The sequence below is a fragment of the Streptococcus ferus DSM 20646 genome (assembly GCF_000372425.1).
Classification (GTDB): Bacteria; Bacillota; Bacilli; order Lactobacillales; family Streptococcaceae; genus Streptococcus; species Streptococcus ferus.
In genome coordinates, this window is the sequence record NZ_AQVD01000007.1 from 1 (window position 1) to 13,300 (window position 13,300).

General features: G+C 41.2%; 24 protein-coding genes and 1 rRNA gene. All 25 read right to left on the bottom strand.

The features are described 5' to 3' along the window. Positions 1-112 (bottom strand): 16S ribosomal RNA (locus A3GY_RS0108675); the annotation flags it as partial. Between the two features lie 136 nt (positions 113-248). After that, entirely contained in the window at positions 249-1,556 is a 1,308-nt protein-coding gene (locus A3GY_RS0108680; protein ID WP_018031013.1) for a glutamate-cysteine ligase family protein, read from the bottom strand. 221 nt (positions 1,557-1,777) lie between these two features. Continuing rightward, positions 1,778-2,164: a 50S ribosomal protein L17 gene (gene rplQ, locus A3GY_RS0108685; protein WP_018031014.1), complete on the bottom strand. Its 387-nt coding sequence runs from the start codon at positions 2,162-2,164 to the stop codon at positions 1,778-1,780. Between the two features lie 18 nt (positions 2,165-2,182). After that, the gene (locus A3GY_RS0108690; RefSeq protein ID WP_018031015.1) at positions 2,183-3,121 is read right to left on the bottom strand and encodes a DNA-directed RNA polymerase subunit alpha; all 939 of its coding nucleotides are present in this window, start codon (positions 3,119-3,121) and stop codon (positions 2,183-2,185) included. Between the two features lie 49 nt (positions 3,122-3,170). Beyond that, positions 3,171-3,554, bottom strand: a complete 384-nt coding sequence (gene rpsK, locus A3GY_RS0108695; protein ID WP_018031016.1) for a 30S ribosomal protein S11 — start codon at positions 3,552-3,554, stop codon at positions 3,171-3,173. 17 nt (positions 3,555-3,571) lie between these two features. Further along, positions 3,572-3,937 (bottom strand): 30S ribosomal protein S13, encoded by a 366-nt coding sequence (gene rpsM / locus A3GY_RS0108700; RefSeq protein WP_018031017.1) that lies wholly within the window; start codon positions 3,935-3,937, stop codon positions 3,572-3,574. Between the two features lie 17 nt (positions 3,938-3,954). Beyond that, the gene (gene rpmJ / locus A3GY_RS10170; protein WP_000868345.1) at positions 3,955-4,071 is read right to left on the bottom strand and encodes a 50S ribosomal protein L36; all 117 of its coding nucleotides are present in this window, start codon (positions 4,069-4,071) and stop codon (positions 3,955-3,957) included. A gap of 25 nt (positions 4,072-4,096) precedes the next feature. Beyond that, a complete protein-coding gene (gene infA / locus A3GY_RS0108705) occupies positions 4,097-4,315 on the bottom strand; it encodes a translation initiation factor IF-1 (RefSeq protein WP_001040189.1) in 219 nt (72 codons plus the stop codon). A 117-nt stretch (positions 4,316-4,432) separates the two neighbouring features. Then, a complete protein-coding gene (locus A3GY_RS0108710) occupies positions 4,433-5,074 on the bottom strand; it encodes an adenylate kinase (RefSeq protein ID WP_018031018.1) in 642 nt (213 codons plus the stop codon). 93 nt (positions 5,075-5,167) lie between these two features. Beyond that, complete coding sequence (secY, locus tag A3GY_RS0108715; RefSeq protein WP_018031019.1) at positions 5,168-6,472, bottom strand: preprotein translocase subunit SecY; 1,305 nt, start codon at positions 6,470-6,472, stop codon at positions 5,168-5,170. Next, positions 6,472-6,912, bottom strand: coding sequence for a 50S ribosomal protein L15 (gene rplO, locus A3GY_RS0108720; RefSeq protein WP_018031020.1), 441 nt, complete (start codon positions 6,910-6,912; stop codon positions 6,472-6,474). Before rplO ends, secY begins: the two co-directional genes overlap by 1 nt. Positions 6,913-7,127: 215 nt before the next feature. Next, positions 7,128-7,310 carry a 50S ribosomal protein L30 gene (gene rpmD, locus A3GY_RS0108725; RefSeq protein WP_018031021.1) on the bottom strand — a complete coding sequence of 61 codons (183 nt, stop codon included), beginning with the start codon at positions 7,308-7,310 and terminating at the stop codon, positions 7,128-7,130. 13 nt (positions 7,311-7,323) lie between these two features. After that, positions 7,324-7,818 carry a 30S ribosomal protein S5 gene (gene rpsE / locus A3GY_RS0108730; protein ID WP_018031022.1) on the bottom strand — a complete coding sequence of 165 codons (495 nt, stop codon included), beginning with the start codon at positions 7,816-7,818 and terminating at the stop codon, positions 7,324-7,326. A gap of 18 nt (positions 7,819-7,836) precedes the next feature. Then, on the bottom strand, positions 7,837-8,193 hold the full coding sequence (gene rplR, locus A3GY_RS0108735; protein ID WP_026161999.1) for a 50S ribosomal protein L18: 357 nt from the start codon (positions 8,191-8,193) through the stop codon (positions 7,837-7,839). 97 nt (positions 8,194-8,290) lie between these two features. Further along, positions 8,291-8,827, bottom strand: coding sequence for a 50S ribosomal protein L6 (gene rplF / locus A3GY_RS0108740; RefSeq protein ID WP_018031024.1), 537 nt, complete (start codon positions 8,825-8,827; stop codon positions 8,291-8,293). A 324-nt stretch (positions 8,828-9,151) separates the two neighbouring features. Beyond that, the gene (gene rpsH, locus A3GY_RS0108745; RefSeq protein WP_018031025.1) at positions 9,152-9,550 is read right to left on the bottom strand and encodes a 30S ribosomal protein S8; all 399 of its coding nucleotides are present in this window, start codon (positions 9,548-9,550) and stop codon (positions 9,152-9,154) included. Between the two features lie 269 nt (positions 9,551-9,819). Next, on the bottom strand, positions 9,820-10,005 hold the full coding sequence (locus tag A3GY_RS10175) for a type Z 30S ribosomal protein S14 (protein WP_001085697.1): 186 nt from the start codon (positions 10,003-10,005) through the stop codon (positions 9,820-9,822). Positions 10,006-10,022: 17 nt separating this feature from the next. Beyond that, positions 10,023-10,565, bottom strand: coding sequence for a 50S ribosomal protein L5 (rplE, locus tag A3GY_RS0108750; protein ID WP_018031026.1), 543 nt, complete (start codon positions 10,563-10,565; stop codon positions 10,023-10,025). Positions 10,566-10,588: 23 nt separating this feature from the next. Continuing rightward, entirely contained in the window at positions 10,589-10,894 is a 306-nt protein-coding gene (rplX, locus tag A3GY_RS0108755; RefSeq protein WP_018031027.1) for a 50S ribosomal protein L24, read from the bottom strand. A gap of 70 nt (positions 10,895-10,964) precedes the next feature. Beyond that, positions 10,965-11,333: a 50S ribosomal protein L14 gene (gene rplN / locus A3GY_RS0108760; protein ID WP_018031028.1), complete on the bottom strand. Its 369-nt coding sequence runs from the start codon at positions 11,331-11,333 to the stop codon at positions 10,965-10,967. Between the two features lie 24 nt (positions 11,334-11,357). Continuing rightward, positions 11,358-11,618, bottom strand: a complete 261-nt coding sequence (gene rpsQ / locus A3GY_RS0108765) for a 30S ribosomal protein S17 (protein ID WP_018031029.1) — start codon at positions 11,616-11,618, stop codon at positions 11,358-11,360. 24 nt (positions 11,619-11,642) lie between these two features. Further along, positions 11,643-11,849, bottom strand: coding sequence for a 50S ribosomal protein L29 (rpmC, locus tag A3GY_RS0108770; RefSeq protein ID WP_018031030.1), 207 nt, complete (start codon positions 11,847-11,849; stop codon positions 11,643-11,645). A 9-nt stretch (positions 11,850-11,858) separates the two neighbouring features. Next, positions 11,859-12,272 (bottom strand): 50S ribosomal protein L16, encoded by a 414-nt coding sequence (gene rplP, locus A3GY_RS0108775; RefSeq protein WP_003062852.1) that lies wholly within the window; start codon positions 12,270-12,272, stop codon positions 11,859-11,861. Between the two features lie 3 nt (positions 12,273-12,275). Continuing rightward, positions 12,276-12,932 (bottom strand): 30S ribosomal protein S3, encoded by a 657-nt coding sequence (rpsC, locus tag A3GY_RS0108780; RefSeq protein ID WP_018031031.1) that lies wholly within the window; start codon positions 12,930-12,932, stop codon positions 12,276-12,278. A gap of 12 nt (positions 12,933-12,944) precedes the next feature. Next, positions 12,945-13,289 (bottom strand): 50S ribosomal protein L22, encoded by a 345-nt coding sequence (gene rplV, locus A3GY_RS0108785; RefSeq protein WP_018031032.1) that lies wholly within the window; start codon positions 13,287-13,289, stop codon positions 12,945-12,947. Positions 13,290-13,300: the final 11 nt, after the last annotated feature.

The window sequence follows — 13,300 nt, forward strand, 5'->3', positions numbered from 1 at the left end:
GCGACTCATGATGAATGGTGGAGCAAGCTCCGGTATCCATCATGCGTTCCACTTGCATGTATTAGGCACGCCGCCAGCGTTCGTCCTGAGCCAGGATCAAACTCTCTGATAAAAGTTGATCAAACTCAAGCTATCACTAGCTCTTCCGTTTTATTGTTTCTTCATTGACAGGTTACTTCCGTAACCCGCACTTAACGTCTTGTTCAGTTGTCAAAGGGCTTTCTCCTTACGGAGACAACTATTATATTCTAGCACCTACTCTTACCTTTGTCAACTACTTTTTTGCGTTTTTGAAGAATTATGTCCAAATATTTTTCTTCCTGATAGCCCCTATCTTTTAAACCCTCTATGGCACACTCCAGCAAGCCTCTACTAAAAGCCGCAACAGCGGACTCAGACGCTTTAGAAAGATGCTTTTGAGAAAAATAGTGTCGCAATTCTCGTTGATTCATATGAACTTCTTCAAAGAAGGGACTTGTAGCCAGAAGGTCTTCCATGACTTCAAAATTAGCGAACAGACCCAAATGAAAAGCTGTTGGGGCGAAGGTTTGATTGAGAGGCTGCGTACAGACACTCCTAAATTCAATGGTTCCCCTGCGAGTGAGATCCTGATAGTGATAGCTTCTATGCGTGTTAAAATCTGCCTCTTCAGGAGCTATTTGATAACTGCGCCCATTTAAATCCCAGGCCTTAATAGAGCCTTGTGTCAAATAGTCACACGCTTGAATCGGTTCAAAATATAACACTTTTCCATCTCGCTCAGCTGTAAAGATGGCTGACTTAGATAGATAGGTAAAATAAGCTTCTTCGGACAGAAAGGGAGTTGGGCTAATACCTACATTTTCTTCATAAACACCATGCATAGAGCGCTCCCAAAAGAGATCTCTTGAAAGACGAGTATTCCAATCAGCTCCTGAGAAGGTTGAATTAGCAAAAAGATAGGCTTTGGCTGCTTCAATCTTATTGAAGGCATTAATCACACGTAAATAATTTTGCTGGCTAATATCAAGCTGCACCTGATTTCCGCAAATAAAGGAACCGTATTGTGGAAACTGATGATAGAAGCCAGTATTCTCTTTATGCTCTGATAGAGCTAAGAAATCCAAAAGCATTTGATAACGAGGAAGTTTTACGGCCCGATTGTCGTTTATGTCCCAGTATGGGTGAATACCTTTCCCTTGAATTTCATGGTCATATGGCCTCAAAAACAACTGAATCACTTCTAGATAGTGCTTAAAGCGAGTTTCGATTTCTTGTATTTGACACGCTTTACCGAAAGCCATCTCCAGAATATTATAAGAGACCTCAAAGAGAATGCGATCGTCATTCCTCGGATTAAAAATCTGAACAGGGTAACCATCTAGATCGCTTTTCTCAACTTGAAAGTCTAAAACTTCCACTAAATGGGGCAGCAAGGCCTTGGTAACAGATAAATCTGTTGCCCTACCCGTCAGGTTGACAATTGGAAATTCCAGCTCTGCCCCAATAAATAGTTCTGGATTCTCTTTGATATTGCTCAAATATAACTTTTTTAGGATTTCGGTAGCCTTGGTCATCTTTTCTCTCCTAAGTGTTTCCTAACATTATAACAAAAATCGGAAGGAAATCAAAAACGCCTACTTACGATATATTTCTAAATTTAGAGACATTTCGTAAATAAGCGTTCTACGACAATATGATGAGTGTTACCGCTAGTTTAACTAGCGGTAGACCAGAGCTAGACTAAGAACTATCTTTAATAGTCCCATCATCGTAACACTCAACAAAATTGATGATTTTATACTAATTCAATGATTGCCATTGGAGCTGCATCACCACGGCGTGGTTCTGTCTTAAGGATACGTGTATATCCACCATTACGTTCGGCATAACGAGGTGCAATTTCAGAGAACAGTTTTTGAAGAGCTGTTGTTGATGTGTACTCATCAGTAGCTTCATCATAATTTTCTGATGCAATTTCGTTACGAACAAAAGCAGCTGCTTGACGACGTGCATGAAGGTCACCACGTTTACCAAGAGTAATCATTTTTTCAACTGTTTTACGGATTTCTTTTGCACGAGCTTCAGTTGTCACAATTGATTCATTGATAAGAAGGTCTGTTGTCAAATCACGAAGCATTGCTTTACGCTGGGAGCTAGTACGTCCAAGTTTACGGTAAGCCATTTTATCCTCCTGTGTTATTTATTTATCGTTTTTTAAGCCTAAACCAAGGTCTGCTAGTTTTACTTTAACTTCTTCAAGACTCTTGCGGCCAAGATTTCTGACTTTCATCATTTCAGGCTCAGTTTTTTCTGTCAGATCGAACACGGTGTTGATACCTGCACGTTTCAGACAGTTATACGAGCGAACTGATAAATCAAGTTCTTCAATTGTACGATCAAGGATTTTCTCATCGGACGCTTTTTCCGTTTCCTTCATCACTTCTGTTGTCTTAGCAACTTCTGTTAAGTCAGTAAACAGGTTCAAGTGTTCCATCAGCACACGAGCCGATAAACCAAGGGCATCTTCAGGAATAATCGTACCATTTGTCATAATTTCAATGGTTAATTTATCATAGTTATCTTTACTACCTACGCGAGCAGGCTCTACTTGATAATTAACTTTTTTGACAGGGGTATAGATTGAATCTATAGCAAGTGTTCCAACTGGCGCACTATCATTTTTATTTTCTTCTGCTGGAACATAACCACGATTAGTAGCAACTGTGAGCGTCGCTTTCATGCTTGCACCATCAGCAATCGTAAAAAGATAATGATCAGGGTTCACAATTTCAATGTCGCTATCCGTCAAGATATCTCCGGCAGTTACTTCTGCTGGACCTTCAACATCAAGTTCCATTGTTTTTTCGTCTTCTACATAAGACTTTACAGCAAGTCCTTTAAGGTTAAGGATGATTTGCATCACATCTTCACGTACACCTGGGATTGTATCGAATTCGTGTAGTACACCATCAATCTTGATTGATGTTACCGCTGCACCCGGAAGTGAGGACAAGAGTACACGACGAAGAGAGTTACCAAGAGTTGTACCGTAACCACGTTCTAAAGGTTCGATGACAAATCTGCCGTAATCTTTATTTTCATCAATTTTTGTTATTATTGGTTTTTCAAACTCAATCATCTATTTTTACTCCTCTGAAACGAATCTTGTGTACTAGTAACAATTATGATTATACACGACGACGTTTTGGAGGACGAGCACCATTATGCGGTACAGGAGTCACATCACGAATTGCAGTAACTTCAAGACCGGCAGCAGCAAGCGCACGAATAGCAGACTCACGACCTGAACCAGGGCCTTTTACGGTAACTTCAACTGTTTTGAGACCATGTTCTTGTCCGGCCTTCGCAGCAGCTTCAGCAGCCATTTGAGCAGCAAATGGAGTAGATTTACGAGAACCTTTAAACCCAAGAGCACCAGCGGATGACCATGCCAGAGCGTTACCATGCACATCTGTAATCATAACAATTGTGTTATTAAAAGTAGCGTGAATGTGAGCAATACCAGATTCGATATTTTTCTTCACACGACGTTTACGTGTTGGTTTAGCCAATTTTTTTACCTCCTATTTTATTTTTTCTTACCAGCAATCGCAACAGCTTTGCCTTTACGAGTACGAGCGTTGTTTTTTGTGTTTTGTCCACGGACAGGAAGTCCACGACGATGACGGATTCCGCGGTATGAACCGATTTCCATCAAACGCTTAATGTTCAGATTGACTTCGCGACGAAGATCACCTTCAACCTTGATAGCATCCACTTCACGGCGGATGGCATCTTCTTGGTCAGTTGTTAAGTCTTTCACACGAATATCTTCTGAAACGCCTGCTGCAGCAAGAATTTTCTTAGAAGTTGGAAGACCGATACCATATACATAAGTTAGTGATACTACTACACGCTTGTCATTTGGAATATCAACACCAGCAATACGAGCCATTTTTTCTCCTTTCTATTTTATCCTTGACGTTGTTTGTGTTTTGGATTTGTTGGACAAATTACCATAACACGGCCGTTACGGCGAATCACCTTACAGTATTCGCAGATTGGTTTAACCGATGGTCTTACCTTCATGTTCTAATCCCTCCAAGTATTTCGATTATTTAAAGCGGTATGTGATCCGTCCACGTGTTAAATCGTAAGGACTCATCTCAACAGTAACCCGATCTCCTACTAAAATTCGGATATAGTTCTTCCGAATTTTCCCAGATACGGTTGCTAGAATTTGGTGTCCATTTTCTAATTCAACTGTAAACATCGCATTAGGCATCGTCTCAACGACCTTACCCTCAATTTCAATCACATCTTCTTTTGCCACGCAAAAGTACCCCCTAAATTTCGATTTGATGTCCTCTGAGCACAGAGGTAACAATTATAAGTCAGACTAGCCTATTATATCACGTCTTAAGGTCTTGTGCAAGTAGGCTAATTCAAATTATTTTAAGTTTGACAAGGCTTTTTCAATGTCAGCAAAAACATCCTGAATGTCTTGGTTGCCTTCAATATCTGTCACCAAATTTTCTTTGCGATAATGCTCAAGAATAGGTGCTCCCTGCGAAATATTGACATCCAGCCGACGTTTAACGGTTTCTGGCTTATCATCTTCGCGTTGGTAATAATCATTTTCATCATAGCCAGCTGCCGGCGGATTGAAAATCTTATGGAAGGTTTCGCCAGTTTCTTTATGGATAATGCGGCCACTCAGACGCTCCACAAGACTTTCCGGATTAACATCGATATTGATGACTCCATCCAGCTGAATCTCTAGAGCGGACAAAGCTGCGTCCAGAGCCTGGGCCTGTTCAATCGTTCTTGGATAACCGTCGAGCAAGAAGCCTCTTTCTGCGATATCCTTTTGAGAGAGACGTTCTTTTACAATCCCATTGGTGACTTCATCTGGCACGAGTTCTCCCTTGTCAATGTAGGATTTAGCCAGGAGCCCCATTTCAGTTTGATTGGCTATTGCCGCCCTAAACATATCTCCTGTCGAAATATGAATGAGTCCAAACTTTTCAACGATTTTTGCCCCCTGTGTTCCCTTACCTGCACCTGGTAAGCCCATAATTAAAAGATTCATTGTTCTCTCCTTATTTTATCTTCAAATAAATTCATCAACCGCTGACAAACTTATTAAAAAACAAAATAGAAGGTTGACTTCGTCAACCTGTATCTATTCTGTTACATTCATAAAACCAACATATTTTCTCTTTAAGAGATAACCTTCAAGCTGTTTGATACCTTCAATCCCAGTTGAAATAACAATCAAGAGACTGGTACCACCTAGAGCGACACTTGATGAAAGACCAAATGACTGCTGAGCAATAATAGGACTCAGCGCGACAAAGGCTAAGAAAACCGAACCAATTGTCGCCAGTTTTTTGAGCAATGAAGACAAATATTGTTCTGTTTCGCGCCCAGGTCTCACACTCGGGATATAAGAAGCGTTCTTTTGCAAGTTCTCAGCAGTCTTCTCAGGGTTGACCTGTACAAAAGTATAGAAGAAAGAGAAGAGAACAATCAAAATCGCATAAACTGCCATCCCGGTAGGGTTCGTGTAGGTCAGCCACTCTTGAAGAGTGGTCATCCAAGGAATATCTCGACCATTTTGGAAGAACGGAAGAATCGTGCTTGGAATGGTTGTAATAGAGCTTGCAAAGATAACAGGGATAACACCCGCTGGATTTACCTTTAATGGTAGGTAAGAACTAGTTGCTGCCCCTTTCTCTAACTTCGTATACTGGATTGGAATTTTATACTCCGCCTGCTGTACAAAAGTGGTAAAGAAAATAATAATCAGACTTGCAAGAACCAACAATCCTACGAAAATGAAAGAGCTAGTTAACTCACTTGAACGGATATTGACAAAATAGTCTTCATAAATGGATTTAAATGTGCTTGGAATTGATGAAATAATCCCAGCAAAGATAATCATAGAGACCCCATTTCCGAAACCTTTATCAGAAATCTGATCTCCCAGCCAAGTCACAATGACACTGCCGGCAGTCAGAATGACTCCAATAAGGACGTAGGTTTGGACATTGGGGGTTTGAACCAAGGACACACTGGATAGGGCACTGAAGCCTGCTGTGATACCGATTGATTGGAAAAAAGCAAGAACCAGCGAGATATAGCGCGTTGCTTGATTCAGTTTACGCCGACCAACTTCACCTTGCTTTCCCCATTCGACAAACTTAGGCAGGATATCCATCTGCAAAAGCTGAACAACGATGGAGGCTGTGATGTAAGGACTGACCCCCATTGAGAAAACAGAGAAGTTACTCATCGCATTACCACTGACAAGGTTAAGCATATTTAAGAAAGGCAAATCGCTTAACTGTTCCAAACTTTTGGCATTGATACCCGGTACCGTAATGATTGTACCAATACGGAAAACAAAAATGATGAAAATGGTGAAAAGAATCTTGTTGCGGACATTTTTCACCTTAAAGGCGTCTTTTAGAAGTCTAAAGAACATTAGATCACCTCGATTGAACCACCTTTAGCAGTGATTGCCTCTTGGGCAGATTTTGAGAATTTAGCAGCTTTCACTGTTAATTTCTTTGTCAATTCGCCGTTGCCAAGAATTTTAATTCCTGATTTTTCAGCTTTAACGATGCCTGCCTCTTTCAAAAGAGCAGGTGTTACTTCAGTACCATCTTCAAAGACATTTAACTTGTCAAGATTGACAAGCGCATACTCTTTAGCATTGATATTCGTAAAACCGCGTTTTGGAAGACGACGGAACAATGGTGTTTGTCCACCTTCAAAACCTGGACGGACGCCCCCGCCGCTACGAGCCTTTTGACCCTTTTGACCACGTCCGGCTGTTTTACCATTACCAGATGATGAGCCTCGACCTACACGGTTACGGACTTTACGAGAACCTTCTGCAGGTTTAAGTTCATGAAGTTTCATTTTAGTTTCTCCTTATGTGTAAAATGCTAGCGCCTTTACAGGGAAAAGGTGCTCCCTGTAAAAACTCGCCTATACCTTATTATGGCGCTTAAGTCGCCAAGTGTCAAACACCAAGCGACTTAACATCGTTATGACAAGCCAGTTTAACTTAGAAATATGCTATTCCTAATGCCAAACCAACTAGGTCTTCGTTAAAATAGTTTTTACCTTAACGCTTATTTAACATCTTCAACAGTTACCAAATGAGATACAGCAGTAACCATACCGCGGATAGCTGGTGTATCTTCTTTGACAACTGAACTGTTTAATTTACCAAGTCCAAGAGCAACAACTGTTTTACGTTGTTCTGGCTTACGACCGATTGGAGACTTAGTCAAAGTAATTTTAATTTGTGCCATGACTTCTCCTTTCTTATGCTAAATCAGATACTGAAACACCGCGAAGCGCAGCAACTTCTTCAGCACGTTTCAGTTGTTTCAAACCTTCAACTGTTGCACGAACAATATTGATCGGTGTGTTTGATCCAAGTGATTTTGAAGTAATATCCGCAATACCAGCCAATTCAATGACGGCACGAACAGAACCACCAGCAGCGACTCCTGAACCTTCTACAGCTGGTTTCAGCAAGACACGCGCACCACCAAATTCTGAACGAACTTCATGTGGAATAGTTGTACCAACCATTGGAACTTCAATCAGATTCTTCTTAGCGGCTTCTACTGCCTTACGGATAGCTTCTGGTACTTCTTGAGCCTTACCTGTACCAAAACCAACGCGACCATTACGGTCACCAACAACTACGAGAGCAGCAAAGCGAAGACGACGTCCACCTTTTACAACTTTTGTAACACGGTTAATCGCAACAACGCGTTCTTCAAGTTCAACTGCATTATCTTTAAATGCCATTCTTTAGTGTCCTCCCTTTTAGAATTTCAATCCATTTTCACGAGCTGCATCAGCCAAAGCCTTAACACGTCCGTGATAGAGATATCCACCGCGGTCAAACACCACTTCAGAAATACCTTTAGCTACTGCGCGTTCTGCAACGAGTTTGCCGACAACCTCGGCTTGTTCTGTTTTTGTTCCTTTTGGAACGTCTTTGTCAAGAGTTGAAGCACTTGCGAGCGTTACACCCGCTACGTCATCAATCACTTGAGCGTAGATGCCTGTATTAGAACGGAAAATGTTCAAACGTGGGCGATCAGCAGTTCCAGAGAGTTTACCGCGAACGCGACGATGGCGTTTTTGACGGATTTTATTTTTATCTGGTTTCGAAATCACAATTTTCACCTCTTATAATTTTATGCTTTATCAAACTGACAAAGTTAGATTTGGTTTTAAACAGAGAATAGAAAACACGGCCTTAAACCGGTAACTATTACTTACCTGTTTTACCTTCTTTACGGCGAACGAATTCACCGACATAACGGATCCCTTTACCTTTATATGGTTCAGGCGAACGAAGGCTGCGGATGTAAGCAGCTGTTTGACCAACAACTTCTTTGTTAATCCCCAAGACATTGATCGTTGTTGCAGAAGGAACTTCAAAAGTGATTCCTTCTGGAGCATCTACTTCATCTTGGTGAGACTTACCAACTGAAAGGACTAATTTTTTGCCTTGCAGCTGAGCACGGTAACCAACCCCGCGCATTTCAAGTTCTTTTTTGAAACCTTCCGAAACCCCTACAACCATGTTGTTGAGGTTGGCACGGCTTGTACCGTGGATGGTTTTCATTTCTTTAGAATCATTAGGGCGGTGAAGCGATACTTCGTTGCCTTCAATTTTGATTTCAATGTTTTTGTTGAACTCGCGAGTGAGTTCGCCTTTAGGTCCTTTTACAGTAACCACATTGTCTTTGTTGTTGACTTCAACACCAGCAGGCAATGTAATCACTTTATTACCAATACGTGACATAGTTAGTTTTCTCCTGTTAGATTATCAAGCCGCATCTACGACTAGTTTTCACGGGGGCACTCATGATACAAAGGGCGTTAAGAAGTCAAAGTAAAAATAGGAATCCTGACGAAGAAGCCAACGCTTCAAGGAAGGATTGTCTTTTTTACACAGACTTTAGCCCGTGTTCAAATGAGTAGGTTCCATAATACAACCAGCTAATCTGGCAGCATCATCCTTTTAGGTTTCAATTTCTAAACGGGTCAAGGCAGAGCGACGCGGGCTATACTCAAGTATACCAAGATGCTCTAACACAGGCCCATAACGAAATTGGAAGCTAAAAGATTACCAAACGTAGGCAAGCACTTCTCCGCCAACATTCTTTTGGCGCGCTTCTTTGTCAGTCAAAAGACCCTCAGAAGTAGAAATGATTGCAATTCCAAGTCCATTGAGGACTTTTGGAATGTCTTCACGTTTTGAATAAACACGAAGACCTGGTTTCGAAATACGTTTTAAGCCAGTGATAACTTTTTCACCATTTTGTCCGTATTTAAGGAAGACACGAATAATGCCTTGTTTGTCATCTTCAATCACTTCAACATTTTTTACGAAACCTTCACGCTTAAGGATTTCAGCAATTCCTTTTTTAATGTTTGATGCAGGAACTTCAAGCACTTCATGGTTTGCAAGATTTGCATTACGAATGCGGGTTAAGAAGTCTGCGATTGGGTCAGTCATAACCATCTGTTTTTTTCTCCTCTTACTAGCAGTTTGAATGATTCACTTGCTAGTTAATTCATGATACAAAGGGTGCTAAAGCTGAAACAACTGCGTCTCTTTTTACACAGACTTTCACCGTATTCAAATCAGCAAGCAAACCTTGTATCGGGTATGTTTTATAACATTTGAGTTCGAGCTACAACCTTGGAAAAGAAAGCAGATTTCCCCAGAAGTACACTTCATCGTTAAATCTCCTATCTTTACATTGATTGGTTCACACTCTCACATCTTTCTTACCAAGATGCTTTTGTTACGCCAGGAATTTGACCTTTGTAAGCCAATTCACGGAAGCAAACACGGCAAAGTTTAAATTTGCGGTAGACAGAATGTGGACGGCCACATTTTTCGCAACGAGTGTAAGCTTGCGTAGAGAACTTCGCTGGGCGTTTGTTCTTAGCAATCATAGATTTTTTAGCCAATATATTTACCTCCTAGATTATTTTGCAAAAGGCATTCCAAGGCCTGCAAGCAATTCACGTGATTCTTCATCAGTGTTAGCTGTTGTAACGATAACGATATCAAGACCGCGAACCTTATCAACATCATCAAAGCTGATTTCAGGGAAAATCAACTGCTCTTTCACACCAAGTGTATAGTTTCCGCGTCCATCAAATGAACGTGTTGGAACACCGTGGAAGTCACGGACACGAGGAAGTGAAACTGAAACCAATTTGTCTAAGAACTCATACATACGCTCACCGCGAAGAGTTACTTTCGCACCGATGGCTACCCCTTCACGAAGACGGAAGCCGGCGATTGATTTCTTAGCTTTTGTAATAAGTGGTTTTTGTCCTGAAATAAGTGCCAACTCAGCAGCAGCTTTTTCAAGGTTTTTTGCATTTGACACAGCATCACCAACACCCATGTTAAGAACAATTTTCTCAACTTTTGGCACAGCCATAACGGATGGGTAATTAAATTTTTCTGTCAATGCAGGAACTACTTCTTTAAGGTATTTTTCTTTTAAGCGATTTGCCATGTTACTTCTCCTTTCCTTCGTGATTAATCAAGCACTTCGCCTGATTTTTTGCTGTAACGAACTTTTTTGCCGTCTACAACTTTGTAACCAACACGTCCAGCAACACCGTTTTTGTCCAAAACTTGAACATTCGATGCGTGGATTGGCGCTTCTTTTTCCACGATAGCACCTTGAGGGTTTTCGTTATTTGGTTTTTGATGTTTTTTGATGATGTTAACACCTTCAACAACAACCTTGTTAACTTTTGGAAGTGCAGCAAGGACAGTAGCTTCAACGCCTTTATCTTTGCCGGTAATAACGCGAACTTTATCGCCTTTTTTTACAAACATTAAGATTTTCTCCTATATATTTCTTACGCCCACAAGGGCACCCTGATGAATTCAGGGGACTGAGTTTGTTTTAGAGTACTTCTGGTGCCAGTGACACAATCTTCATGAAGTTGCCTTCACGCAATTCCCGTGCAACAGGGCCAAAAATACGAGTTCCGCGTGGTGTTTTATCATCACGGATAATAACAGCTGCATTCTCGTCAAATTTGATGTATGAACCATCTGGACGACGAGCACCTGATTTAGTACGAACGATAACCGCTTTAACAACGTCACCTTTTTTAACCGCACCACCAGGAGTAGCTTGTTTTACTGATGCAACAATAATATCGCCGATGTTAGCGAATTTGCGTCCTGAACCACCAAGAACTTTAATGGTCAAGATTTCACGAGCGCCACTGTTGTCAGCAACTTTCAAACGTGTTTCTGTTTGAATCATATCAGTTTTCTCCTTTCAGGTTTATTAAATAATAACAGCTTTTTCCACAACTTCTACAAGACGGAAATGTTTTGTAGCAGATAGCGGACGTGTTTCCATGATACGAACTTTATCGCCTTCTTTAGCGATATTATTTTCATCATGTGCTTTGTATTTTTTAGAGTAGTTAATACGTTTACCATAGACTGGGTGGTTACGTTTCGTTTCAACTACAACAGTGATTGTTTTATCCATTTTGTCAGAAACAACACGTCCAACAAGGGTTCTACGTTGATTACGTTCCATTTAGATTTCTCCTTTCCCAATCTATTATTTCGTTTCAGTTTGCACTGTCTTGATACGTGCAATTTGTTTTTTCACTTCGTTCAAACGAGCAGTTTGATCAAGTTGCCCTGCTGCAGCTTGAAAGCGAAGATCAAAGAGTTCTTTCTTCAATTCGCTTTCCTTTTTAGCAAGTTCTTCTTGAGATAATCCACGAAGCTCTTTAACAAAATCTTTAATTTCTTGAAGTTTCATGTTCTCTCCTTATTCTGCTTCACGTTTCACGAACTTAGTTTTAACCGGCAGTTTGTGACTTGCAAGGCGAAGCGCTTCACGTGCAACTTCTTCTGATACTCCAGCAATTTCAAACATGACTTTGCCACGTTTTACTGGAGCAACCCAACCTTCAGGAGCACCTTTACCAGATCCCATACGTACACCGATAGCTTTAGCGGTGTATGATTTGTGAGGGAAGATTTTAATCCAAACCTTACCACCACGTTTCATATAACGGGTCATGGCAATACGAGCCGCCTCAATTTGGCGGTTGGTAATCCAGTGACTAGTGGTAGCTTGGAGACCGTATTCACCAAAAGCAACTTCTTTGCCGCCTTTAGCTTCACCGCGCATTTTCCCACGGAATTCGCGACGGTGTTTCACACGTTTAGGTACTAACATTTGTTATTTACCTCCCTTAGCTGTATTTTTACGAGCTGGAAGAACTTCACCGCGGTAGATCCAAACTTTAACACCAAGTTTACCGTAAGTGGTATCAGCTTCTTCCCAAGCGTAGTCGATATCAGCACGAAGTGTGTGGAGTGGAACAGTTCCTTCTGAGTAACCTTCTGCACGGGCAATATCAGCACCATTCAGACGACCAGATACCTGAGTTTTGATCCCTTTAGCTCCTGCACGCATTGTACGTTGGATCGCTTGTTTTTGAGCACGACGGAAAGCAACACGTTGCTCTAACTGACGAGCAATGTTTTCACCAACCAAGTGAGCATCAAGATCAGGTGATTTGATTTCAACAATGTTGATGTGTACTTGTTTTCCAGTTAATTTGTTTAATTTTGCACGAAGGGCATCAACGTTTGCACCACCCTTACCAATAACCATACCTGGTTTTGCTGTGTGAAGAGAAACGTTTACCTTGTTTACTGCACGTTCGATTTCAATGGTTGAAACCGCTGCGTCAGCCAATTCTTTTTGAATGAATTTACGGATTGCAAGATCTTCATGAAGGTAATCCGCGTATTCTTTTTCAGCATACCATTTCGCATCCCAATCACGAATGATTCCGACACGCATACCAATTGGATGTACTTTTTGACCCACGATTTTACCTCCTTATTTTTCTTCTACAACCACTGTGACGTGAGTTGTCCGTTTGTTAATTGGTGAAGCTGACCCTTTCGCACGCGGACGGAAACGTTTCATAGTTGGTCCTTCATTGGCGAATGTTTCAGATACTACCAAGTTAGCTTTTTCCAAACCAAAGTTGTTTTCAGCATTTGCGATTGCTGAGTTGAGAGTTTTCTCAACTACACGGGCAGCTTTGTTTGGAGTGAATTTCAAGATTGCGATTGCATCAGCAACGTTTTTTCCACGAATAAGATCAAGCACAAGACGTGTTTTACGAGGTGAAACACGGACTGTACGAGCCATTGCTTTAGCTGAAGTAATTTCTGCCATTGTGTCCTCCT

What these genes read in the sequence shown, in the direction of transcription:
- rpmD (WP_018031021.1), bottom strand. Translation starts at nt 7,310, where the DNA reads ATGGCACAAATTAAAATTACTTTGACTAAGTCTCCAATCGGTCGTAAG.
- rplF (WP_018031024.1), bottom strand. Translation starts at nt 8,827, where the DNA reads ATGTCACGTATTGGTAATAAAGTGATTACATTGCCTGCTGGTGTTGAA.
- rplO (WP_018031020.1), bottom strand. Translation starts at nt 6,912, where the DNA reads ATGAAACTTCATGAACTTAAACCTGCAGAAGGTTCTCGTAAAGTCCGT.
- rplQ (WP_018031014.1), bottom strand. Translation starts at nt 2,164, where the DNA reads ATGGCTTACCGTAAACTTGGACGTACTAGCTCCCAGCGTAAAGCAATG.
- rpsH (WP_018031025.1), bottom strand. Translation starts at nt 9,550, where the DNA reads ATGGTTATGACTGACCCAATCGCAGACTTCTTAACCCGCATTCGTAAT.
- rplV (WP_018031032.1), bottom strand. Translation starts at nt 13,289, where the DNA reads ATGGCAGAAATTACTTCAGCTAAAGCAATGGCTCGTACAGTCCGTGTT.
- rplX (WP_018031027.1), bottom strand. Translation starts at nt 10,894, where the DNA reads ATGTTTGTAAAAAAAGGCGATAAAGTTCGCGTTATTACCGGCAAAGAT.
- secY (WP_018031019.1), bottom strand. Translation starts at nt 6,472, where the DNA reads ATGTTCTTTAGACTTCTAAAAGACGCCTTTAAGGTGAAAAATGTCCGC.
- A3GY_RS0108690 (WP_018031015.1), bottom strand. Translation starts at nt 3,121, where the DNA reads ATGATTGAGTTTGAAAAACCAATAATAACAAAAATTGATGAAAATAAA.
- rpmJ (WP_000868345.1), bottom strand. Translation starts at nt 4,071, where the DNA reads ATGAAGGTAAGACCATCGGTTAAACCAATCTGCGAATACTGTAAGGTG.
- A3GY_RS0108680 (WP_018031013.1), bottom strand. Translation starts at nt 1,556, where the DNA reads ATGACCAAGGCTACCGAAATCCTAAAAAAGTTATATTTGAGCAATATC.
- A3GY_RS0108710 (WP_018031018.1), bottom strand. Translation starts at nt 5,074, where the DNA reads ATGAATCTTTTAATTATGGGCTTACCAGGTGCAGGTAAGGGAACACAG.
- rplP (WP_003062852.1), bottom strand. Translation starts at nt 12,272, where the DNA reads ATGTTAGTACCTAAACGTGTGAAACACCGTCGCGAATTCCGTGGGAAA.
- rpsE (WP_018031022.1), bottom strand. Translation starts at nt 7,818, where the DNA reads ATGGCATTTAAAGATAATGCAGTTGAACTTGAAGAACGCGTTGTTGCG.
- rpsM (WP_018031017.1), bottom strand. Translation starts at nt 3,937, where the DNA reads ATGGCTCGTATTGCTGGTGTTGATATTCCAAATGACAAGCGTGTAGTA.
- rplN (WP_018031028.1), bottom strand. Translation starts at nt 11,333, where the DNA reads ATGATTCAAACAGAAACACGTTTGAAAGTTGCTGACAACAGTGGCGCT.
- rpmC (WP_018031030.1), bottom strand. Translation starts at nt 11,849, where the DNA reads ATGAAACTTCAAGAAATTAAAGATTTTGTTAAAGAGCTTCGTGGATTA.
- rplE (WP_018031026.1), bottom strand. Translation starts at nt 10,565, where the DNA reads ATGGCAAATCGCTTAAAAGAAAAATACCTTAAAGAAGTAGTTCCTGCA.
- rpsQ (WP_018031029.1), bottom strand. Translation starts at nt 11,618, where the DNA reads ATGGAACGTAATCAACGTAGAACCCTTGTTGGACGTGTTGTTTCTGAC.